Source organism: Pseudomonas sp. 18.1.10 (assembly GCF_024655625.1).
In the GTDB taxonomy this organism is placed as follows: Bacteria; Pseudomonadota; Gammaproteobacteria; order Pseudomonadales; family Pseudomonadaceae; genus Aquipseudomonas.
The window spans coordinates 1-9,518 of sequence record NZ_JANLGL010000207.1 but is presented as its reverse complement, the minus strand read 5'-3'; the positions used below and the strand labels follow the sequence as shown (position 1 = coordinate 9,518).

9 protein-coding genes are annotated in these 9,518 nt (G+C 60.8%); 3 read left to right on the top strand and 6 right to left on the bottom strand.

What is annotated here, in order from left to right; genetic code table 11:
• Positions 1–74: 74 nt before the first annotated feature.
• From era to lptF, 6 genes are all read right to left on the bottom strand, one after another.
• On the bottom strand, positions 75–977 hold the full coding sequence (gene era, locus NUV89_RS24455; RefSeq protein WP_017734281.1) for a GTPase Era: 903 nt from the start codon (positions 975–977) through the stop codon (positions 75–77).
• Positions 970–1,659: a ribonuclease III gene (gene rnc, locus NUV89_RS24450; protein WP_026136456.1), complete on the bottom strand. Its 690-nt coding sequence runs from the start codon at positions 1,657–1,659 to the stop codon at positions 970–972. Before rnc ends, era begins: the two co-directional genes overlap by 8 nt.
• A 147-nt stretch (positions 1,660–1,806) precedes the next feature.
• The gene (gene lepB, locus NUV89_RS24445; RefSeq protein ID WP_017734283.1) at positions 1,807–2,658 is read right to left on the bottom strand and encodes a signal peptidase I; all 852 of its coding nucleotides are present in this window, start codon (positions 2,656–2,658) and stop codon (positions 1,807–1,809) included.
• A 5-nt stretch (positions 2,659–2,663) separates the two neighbouring features.
• Entirely contained in the window at positions 2,664–4,463 is a 1,800-nt protein-coding gene (gene lepA / locus NUV89_RS24440; protein ID WP_003210439.1) for a translation elongation factor 4, read from the bottom strand.
• 151 nt (positions 4,464–4,614) lie between these two features.
• Positions 4,615–5,694 carry an LPS export ABC transporter permease LptG gene (lptG, locus tag NUV89_RS24435; RefSeq protein ID WP_257783350.1) on the bottom strand — a complete coding sequence of 360 codons (1,080 nt, stop codon included), beginning with the start codon at positions 5,692–5,694 and terminating at the stop codon, positions 4,615–4,617.
• On the bottom strand, positions 5,687–6,805 hold the full coding sequence (lptF, locus tag NUV89_RS24430) for an LPS export ABC transporter permease LptF (RefSeq protein WP_257783349.1): 1,119 nt from the start codon (positions 6,803–6,805) through the stop codon (positions 5,687–5,689). The genes lptG and lptF overlap by 8 nt, the downstream gene beginning before the upstream one ends.
• A gap of 283 nt (positions 6,806–7,088) precedes the next feature.
• Between lptF and NUV89_RS24425 the strand changes: the two genes are divergently transcribed.
• Genes NUV89_RS24425 through NUV89_RS24415 form a run of 3 tightly spaced genes read left to right on the top strand, consistent with a single transcriptional unit; the run spans position 7,089 to position 9,448 of the window.
• Positions 7,089–8,579 carry a leucyl aminopeptidase gene (locus NUV89_RS24425; RefSeq protein ID WP_257783348.1) on the top strand — a complete coding sequence of 497 codons (1,491 nt, stop codon included), beginning with the start codon at positions 7,089–7,091 and terminating at the stop codon, positions 8,577–8,579.
• A 55-nt stretch (positions 8,580–8,634) separates the two neighbouring features.
• On the top strand, positions 8,635–9,063 hold the full coding sequence (locus tag NUV89_RS24420; protein ID WP_257783347.1) for a DNA polymerase III subunit chi: 429 nt from the start codon (positions 8,635–8,637) through the stop codon (positions 9,061–9,063).
• 7 nt (positions 9,064–9,070) lie between these two features.
• Positions 9,071–9,448 carry a DNA polymerase III subunit chi gene (locus tag NUV89_RS24415; protein WP_257783346.1) on the top strand — a complete coding sequence of 126 codons (378 nt, stop codon included), beginning with the start codon at positions 9,071–9,073 and terminating at the stop codon, positions 9,446–9,448.
• Positions 9,449–9,518: the final 70 nt, after the last annotated feature.

Genomic DNA, 9,518 nt, shown 5'->3' with positions numbered 1-9,518 from the left:
AGTCGACTTATCAGTGACTGATCCACCGCATTCGCGAGCAAGCCCGCTCCCACATTTTTCGTCCTGCGGTGTGCTTACAGGTCGCCGTAGCCCAGGGAGCGCAGTGCACGCTCGTCATCGGACCAACCACCCTTAACCTTCACCCACAGGTTAAGCATGATCTTGGAATCGAACAGCAATTCCATGTCCTTGCGCGCCTCGGTGCCGATGCGCTTGATGCGCTCGCCCTTGTCGCCAATGATGATTTTCTTCTGGCCGTCACGTTCGACGAGGATCAGCGCATGGATATGCAGGGTCTTGCCCTGCTGCTTGAACTCTTCGATTTCGACGGTGATCTGGTACGGCAGCTCGGCGCCCATCTGGCGCATGATTTTCTCGCGTACCAGCTCGGCGGCCAGGAAGCGGCTGCTGCGGTCGGTGATCTGGTCTTCCGGGAAGAAGTGCTCGTTCTCCGGCAGGTGGCCGGCGATCACGCGCTCCAGGGCTTCCAGGTTGTGGCCGTGCTGGGCGGAGATCGGGATGATCTGCGCGTTCGGCAGTTGTTCCTGCAGCCAACTCAGGTGCGGCATCAGCTCGGCTTTGTCTTCGATGCGGTCGGTCTTGTTCAACGCGACGATCAACGGGCCGGTGACGTACTGCACACGCTCGAGGACCATCTGGTCTTCGTCGGTCCACTTGGTGCGGTCGACCACGAAGATCACCACGTCGACGTCTTTCAACGCCGCCGAAGCGGTCTTGTTCATGTAGCGGTTGAGGGCTTTCTCGCCACCCTTGTGCATGCCCGGGGTATCGACGTAGACCGCTTGCACGTTGCCTTCGGTCTTGATGCCCAGCATGTTGTGGCGGGTGGTCTGCGGCTTGCGCGAGGTGATCGCGAGCTTCTGGCCGAGGATGTGGTTCAGCAGCGTGGACTTGCCCACGTTCGGGCGGCCGACGATGGCAACATAGCCACAGCGTGTTGCGGTTGAATCAGTCATGGCCATTCTCCACGCCCAGGGCAATCAGTGCTGCAGCGGCCGCTACCTGTTCGGCAATACGACGGCTCACACCCTGACCTCGGCTTTTTTCGTTCAGTAAGGTGATTTCACATTCCACGAAGAACACGCGGCAATGGGGCTCACCCTGGATATCCACCACTTCGTAACGTGGCAGTTCGCAACCACGGGACTGCAGGAATTCCTGCAGGCGGGTCTTGGGATCTTTGTTGGTATCGACCAGCGTGAGGCTTTCGATCTCGGAGGTCAGCCACGCGGTGACGCGCTCCTTGGCCGCTTCCATGCCGGCATCGAGGTAGATCGCACCGATCAGCGCCTCAAGGGCGTCGGCGAGGATCGACTCACGGCGGAAACCGCCGCTCTTCAGCTCGCCGGAACCCAGGCGCAGGTACTCGCCCAGGCCGAAACCACGGGCCAGCACGGCCAGGGTCTCGCCCTTCACCAGGCGTGCGCGCAGGCGCGACAACTGGCCTTCACGGGCTTGCGGGAAGCGCTCGAACAGCGCCTCGCCGGCGACGAAATTGAGGATGGCATCACCGAGAAATTCCAGGCGTTCGTTGTTACGCCCTGCAAAGCTGCGGTGTGTGAGGGCAAGGACCATCAGTTCCTGGTCCTTGAAGGTGTAGCCGAGCAGACGCTCGAGACGTGCTAGAGAAACGGTCACGGTTTACCCATATCTGTGTGGTGGCACCGGCGGCCATCGACGATTGACGCAGTGTTCAAATTCAAATCCTGGTTGGTGCTGCATGAGGCCGGAATTTGTCCAAGCCCCAGAAAAGCATTCGGCGCTGTGTTCACAGCGCCGCCTGTATTACTTAATCAGCCCGACTCGCGAGAAGTTCGGCAAGTGGCTGAGCTTGGACTCCGGCCAACTCATCCAGACCGCGAAGGCCTTGCCGACGATGTTCTCGTCGGGAACCATGCCCAGCATGTCCTTGGGAATGTTGGGGTCGTTCCAATAGCGGCTGTCATTGGAGTTGTCACGGTTGTCGCCCATCATGAAGTAGTGCCCGGCCGGCACTTTCCACTCGCCATCAGGCTGGCGGTAGCGCGACATTTCCTTGCGGATCTCGTGCTCCACCGCGCCGAGTTTCTCCTGGTACAGCTCGGCGCTGCCCAGGGAATTCGGCTCGGAACCGATCAGCTTCTCAGCCACCGATTCACCGTTGATGAACAGGCGCTTGTCGCCGGTGTAGCGGATCACGTCGCCCGGCAGGCCGATCACACGCTTGATGTAGTTGACGTTCGGATCGCTCGGGAAGCGGAACACCATCACATCGCCGCGTTGCGGGTCGCCGACTTCAATGACCTTCTTGTCGATCACCGGCAGGCGAATGCCGTAGGCAAACTTGTTCACCAGGATGAAGTCGCCCACGTCCAGGGTAGGTTTCATCGACCCCGAAGGGATCTGAAACGGCTCCACCAGGAACGAGCGCAGCACCAGCACGATGAACAACACCGGGAAGAACGACTTGCCGTATTCAACCAGCAAAGGCTCTTTGTTCAGCTTCTCGACCACCACCGCATCGGGCTGGCTGACGCTGCCCTGATAGGACGCGATAGCCGCCCGCCGACGCGGGGCGAAGAACACCAGATCGAGCAACGCCAGGAGACCACAGACGGCAACGGCGATGACCAGCAACAGCGGGAAATTTAGTGACATAGGACCTAACTATCCAACCTGAGCACCGCAAGGAAGGCTTCTTGTGGAATTTCCACGTTGCCCACTTGCTTCATGCGTTTTTTACCGGCCTTTTGCTTCTCAAGCAGCTTGCGCTTACGGCTTACGTCACCGCCGTAGCATTTGGCCAGTACGTTCTTTCTGAGAGCCTTGACGGAGGTCCGTGCAATGATCTGCCCGCCAATGGCGGCCTGGATCGCGACGTCGAACATCTGGCGCGGAATCAGTTCTTTCATCTTCTCGGTCAACTGGCGACCTTTGTAGTGCGCGTTGTCCTTGTGCACGATGAGTGCCAGGGCATCGACCTTGTCGCCGTTAATCAGCACATCCAGTTTCACCAGATTAGCCGATTGGTAACGGTCGAAATGGTAATCCAGCGAAGCATAGCCGCGACTGGTGGATTTGAGACGGTCGAAGAAGTCCAGGACCACTTCGTTCATCGGCAGATCGTAGGTCACTTGCACCTGGGTGCCGAGGAACAGCATGTCGTGCTGCACGCCACGCTTTTCGATACACAGGGTAATTACGTTGCCCAGGTGCTCTTGTGGCACGAGGATGTTGGCCCGCACGATCGGCTCGCGCATGTCTTCGATGGAAGACAGGTCTGGCAGCTTGGACGGGTTGTCGACGTAAATCGTTTCACCGGTTTTCAACGCCAGCTCAAAAATAACCGTTGGCGCGGTGGTGATCAGGTCCAGGTCGTATTCGCGCTCCAGGCGCTCCTGGATGATCTCCATGTGCAGCATGCCGAGGAAGCCGCAACGGAAGCCGAAGCCCAGGGCGTCGGAGCTTTCCGGGGTGTACTGCAACGACGAGTCGTTGAGGGTCAGCTTTTGCAGGGCTTCGCGGAAGTCTTCGAAGTCGTCGGAGCTGACCGGGAACAGGCCGGCGTAGACCTGCGGCTGGATGCGTTTGAAGCCTGGCAGCACGTCAACGTCAGGCGTCGAGCTCAAGGTCAGGGTGTCACCGACCGGTGCACCGTGGATGTCCTTGATACCGGCAATGATGAAGCCCACTTCACCGGCTTTCAGATCGGTGGTCGCGGTGTGTTTCGGGTTGAATACACCGACGCTGTCCACCAGGTGGATCTTGCCGGTGGATTTGACCAGGATCTTGTCGCCTTTCTTCACACGGCCATGGCGCACACGGACCAGGGACACAACGCCCAGGTAGTTGTCGAACCAGGAGTCGATAATCAACGCTTGCAGCGGATCTTCGTAGTTGCCGGTCGGCGCGGGAATGGTCTTGACCAGGCGTTCGAGCACTTCGTCGACGCCCAGGCCGGTCTTGGCGCTGCACTCGACGGCGTCGGTGGCGTCAATGCCGATGATTTTTTCGATTTCTTCTTTTACGCGGTCTGGATCGGCCTGTGGCAGGTCGATCTTGTTCAGCACCGGCATCACTTCCAGGCCTTGCTCGATCGCGGTGTAGCAGTTGGCGACGGACTGGGCTTCAACGCCCTGGCCGGCGTCCACCACCAGCAAGGCGCCTTCGCAGGCGGCCAGCGAGCGGCTGACTTCGTAGGTGAAGTCAACGTGGCCGGGGGTGTCAATGAAGTTCAGCTGGTACTTGATACCGTCTTTTGCGGTGTAGTACAGGGTAACGCTGTGGGCCTTGATGGTGATGCCGCGCTCACGCTCGAGGTCCATGGAGTCCAGGACCTGGGCTTCCATTTCACGCTCGGCAAGGCCACCGCACATTTGAATGAACCGGTCGGCCAGCGTCGACTTGCCATGGTCAATGTGGGCGATGATGGAGAAATTGCGGATATGACTCAAATCACTCACGGATCAACACTCAAAAAGGCTGCAGGCAGATTGCCCGCTGAAAAATAGCCGGGAATTGTACCTGATGCTCTGCCCGGGCGTCATCTTTGCTGACCAGAACAAAAATGCCCCGATCTTTCGAACGGGGCATTTTTTGTTCATAAGCGTTCTATCAACCGGCCCGGCGCAACAGCCAGAACCCGGCGATGGCGCAGATAGCGGTCGGCACCAGCACCGCAAACAGCGGCGAGAAGCCAAACACCAGGCTCGACGGGCCGAGCAGGTCCTGGGCGATACGGAAGGTAAAGCCCACCAATACGCCGGTAAACACGCGTTGGCCGAGGGTCACGGAGCGCAATGGGCCGAAGATGAACGAAATCGCCATCAGCACCAAGGCAGCGGTCACCACCGGCTGCAACACCTTGACCCAAAACGCCAGCCAGTAACGACCGTTGTTCAGGCCCTGCTCCTTCAAGTAGTGGATATAGCTCCAGAGCCCGGAGATCGGCAGGCTTTCGGGGATCATCACTACGGTATTGAGCAGTTCCGGCTTGAGGGCGATGTCCCACGCCTCGGTCGCTGCGTTAATCACTTCGGTGCTGGACTTGGTGCCCTGGCCCGCGTTGCGGAAATACGTCGTGGTGATATCGGTCAGTTCCCACTTCTCGGCGCTGTACTGCGCACGTTTGGCGAAACTGGACGACAGCAGGTGGCGCTCTTTGTCAAAGGTGTAACGCGTCACACCAATCAACAGGCCACCGGGTTGCACGGCGTTGATGTGGATGAACTCGTCACCCTGGCGGTGCCATAGACCATGCTTGGAGCTTTGCGCATCCCCCGACCCCTGGGCCAGGGCACGATTGGCCTGGGCCGTGGTTTCGGCCGGTGGCGCGACGTACTCGCCGATCAGCACGCTGCACAGCATCAGCAGGAGCATCGGTTTCATCACGGCCCAGACGATGCGGCCGATGGACACCCCGGCGGCCCGCATGATGGTCAGCTCGCTGTTGCTGGCCAGGCTGCCCAGGCCGATCAGGCAACCGATCAGCGCGGCCATCGGCATCATGTCGTAGAGGCGGCGCGGTGCGGTGAGCGCCACGTAGCTCAGCACGTCCCACACGGTGTAGGTGTCGGTGACATTGCCGACTTCATCGATGAAGGCAAACAACGAGGCCAGGCCCAGGATGATGCCCAATACCGCCAGGATGGCGATCAGTACGCTGCTACCAATGTAGCGATCGAGCTTAGCCACGAGCCAACTCCTTCTGGCCACGACGGCTCAACATTTTCAGACGGATAGGTTCCCAGTAAAGCAGCCCGAGGCCGATCACCAGGAAGATCCCGTGAACCCACCACAGGCCCAGGGTCGGCGACAGCTTGCCCTTCTCCAGGGAGCCACGGGCGGAAATCAGGATGGTCAGGTAGGCCATGTACAGCAGGATCGCCGGCAACAGCTTGAGGAAACGGCCCTGGCGCGGGTTGACGCGCGACAGCGGCACGGCCATCAGGGTCACGATAAACACCAGCAGCGGCAGGGAAATCCGCCATTGCAGCTCGGCGATGGAGCGCAGTTCCTTGCTGCCCAGCAGTTCGGTGGTCGGGATGGCATCGCGGTCGGTGACTTCGTCGCTGACGTCCGGGCGAGCCAGCAGCACGCCGTAGGTGTCGTACTTGATCGCACGGTAATCGGCCATGCCGGGGCTGCCGTCATAGCGATAGCCGTTTTCCAGGATCAGGTAGCGGCTGCCGTCGGGGCGCACTTCCTGGCGGCCGGAGTCGGCCACCAATACGGAGATGCCACGGTCTTTCTTGTCCTGGCCCAGGCGCTTCTCGGAGATGAACACCCCGCCGAGGTTGGCGCGGTCTTCGGTCATGGTTTCGGTGTAGGTGACCCGCGTGCCATCACTGAGCGCCTGGAAGCGGCCCGGTTCGAGGGTGTCGAACTCGGTCATCGCGTCCTGCTTGTTCAGCACCAGCTGGAACTGCATGGCACCTTGCGGCGCCAGGCTCAGGCTCAGCCAGGCCACGATCAGCGCCACACCGGCGGCCGGGATCATGGTCATGCCCAGCAGGCGTTGCTGGCTCATGCCGGTGGCCGACAGCACGGTCATTTCGCTTTCGAGGTACAGGCGGCCGTAAGCCAGCAAGATCCCGAGGAACAGGCCCAGGGGCAGGATCAGCTGCAGGAAACCCGGCAGGCGAAAGCCCATTATCAGGAACAACGACCCTGGGTCCAGGGCGCCGGAAGCGGCCTGGGCCAGGTATTTGACGAAACGACCACTCATGATGATGACCAGCAATACCGCACTCACGGCACTCAGGGTCAACAGGACTTCGCGGGACAGATAACGGAAGACGATCAAACCAGACACTCCAGGGTTGTCAGGCTAAGGCGGCCAAACAAGCAAGCATACCGAGTCAGCCCGTTTAAAGGGGCTGGCTAAAAAGATGGCGCATTATCCTGTGATTGGCCGCGCCTGTCACGGAGCATGCTCATTGACGGGGACAAAGCTTACGCCAAGGGTTGTCAGGCTCCGCCGCCGAGGTTCAAACTGCGGCCTTTGTCGCTGGCGGCTTACACCGCTGCCATGCATTAAAGCCTACGTACAGACGCAAGGCTCTCAGACCTTAATAAGGGACCCGAAAATGGAATTGGTTGTAAAAAGCGTTAGCCCCGAAACGTTGAAAACCGCCACCCTCGTGGTCGCCATCGGCGAAGGCCGCAAACTCGGCGTTGCCGCCAAACAACTCGACGAACTGAGCGGCGGCGCCATCAGCGCCATCCTCAAGCGCGGCGACCTGGCCGGCAAAGTCGGCCAGAGCCTGCTGCTGCAAAGCCTGCCGAACCTCAAGGCCGAGCGCGTATTGCTGGTGGGCGTGGGTAAGGACGCCGAGCTGGGCGACCGCCCGTTCCGCAAGATCATCAGCAGCATCCTCACCACCCTCAAGGGCCTGGGCGGCAGCGATGCCACGCTGGCGCTGGATGAAGTGGTGGTCAAGGGCCGCGACAGCTACGGCAAGACCCGCCTGCTGGCCGAGAGCCTGGTCGACGGCGGCTATATCTTCGACGAGTTCAAGAGCACCAAGGCCGAACCCCGCGCCCTGAAGAAAATCACCCTGCTGACCATCAAGGCCGCCCAGGCCGAAGTGCAGCGCGCCGTGACCCACGCCACCGCCATCGCCAACGGCATGTCGTTCACCCGCGACCTGGGCAACCTGCCGCCGAACATCTGCCACCCAACCTTCCTCGGCGAACAGGCCAAGGCGCTGGGTAAAGAGTTCAAGGGCCTGAAAGTCGAAGTCCTCGACGAGAAGAAGATCAAGGAACTGGGCATGGGCTCGTTCTATGCCGTGGGCCAGGGCAGCGACCAGCCGCCACGCCTGATCGTGATGCAATACAACGGCGGCAAGAAGGCCGACAAACCGTACGCCCTGGTGGGCAAAGGCATCACCTTCGACACCGGCGGCATCAGCCTCAAGCCGGGCGCCGGCATGGATGAGATGAAATACGACATGGGCGGCGCCGCCAGCGTGTTCGGCACCCTGCGTGCCGTGCTGGAACTCAAGTTGCCGATCAACCTGGTGTGCATCCTGGCTTGCGCCGAGAACATGCCAAGCGGCGGCGCGGCGCGTCCGGGCGACATCGTCACCACCATGAGCGGCCAGACCGTCGAGATCCTCAACACCGACGCCGAAGGCCGCCTGGTGCTGTGCGATGCCCTGACCTACGCCGAGCGCTTCAAGCCGCAAGCCGTGATCGACATCGCCACGCTGACCGGCGCGTGCATCGTCGCTCTGGGTTCCCACACGTCGGGCCTGCTGGGCAACAACGACGAGCTGATCGAGCAACTGCTCAGCGCCGGCAAGGCCGCCGACGACCGCGCCTGGCAACTGCCGCTGTTCGATGAGTACCAGGAACAGCTGGACAGCCCGTTCGCCGACATCGCCAACATCGGCGGCCCGAAAGCCGGCACCATCACCGCGGCCTGCTTCCTGTCGCGCTTCGCCAAGAACTTCAACTGGGCGCACCTGGACATCGCCGGCACGGCCTGGACCAGCGGCGGCAAGGACAAGGGCGCCACTGGCCGTCCGGTGCCACTGCTGACCCAGTACCTGCTGGATCGCGCCAAGGCCTGAAAATGAGAACCCCAGGGCGGCTTTTATAAAGCCGCCCTGGGTTCCAGGAACCGCAATGACCCAAGTCGACTTCTATATATTGCCCAGCGCCGACCCGCTCGCGCGCCTGGACTTTGCCTGCAAGCTCACCGAAAAAGCCTGGCGCATGGGCCACCGCATCTACCTGCATTGCAGCGATGCCACCCAGCGCGACGAGCTCGACGCCCGCCTGTGGCGCTTCAAGGGCGAAAGCTTCGTGCCCCACGGCCCTGCTGAATCCGAAGCCGAAGGCCTGGTTGTACTGGGCTTGGGCGACAGCTGCGGCGATCACCATGACCTGCTGGTCAACCTGGACCTGAAAGTGCCGCCGTTCGCCAAGGCGTTTGCCCGCGTAGCCGAAGTGGTAGTGGAAGATCCGGCTATTCGTCAGGCCGCGCGGGAGAGTTTCCGTTTCTATCGCGAACAGGGCTATCCTTTGCAGGATCACCGGCTACAACGACTTTGAGTAAATGATGGACACGCCCAACCCAATAAAAAAAGACGACCACCTGCTGGACGACCTGGAGTCGATCCGCCAGTTGCTCGGTGATGATGACTTGCAACCGCCGCTGTTGACCGACTCGGTCGATGCCGACGTACAGATTCCGCTGTTGTTCGACATGGTCGGCGCCAAGGCCGCGGCGCCGGAGCCGGTTGCCGCCGCTGTCGAACCCGCCCCCGCCGAAAAAGGCCCGGACGCCCTTCTGCTGCACCTGGACAACGAACTGCGCGCCGCCGCGCAATTGATCATGCAAGACGTGATCGATGACTTCGCCCCGCACATCGAGACCGAGATCAAGCGTCGGCTGGATGCGCGGATGGAGCGGTTGCTCAGCCAATATCAGTCGTAAGCCCTGCACATATCCCCTGTGGGAGCGGGCTTGCTCGCGAAAGCGGTGGATCAGTAAATACATCTTTGAC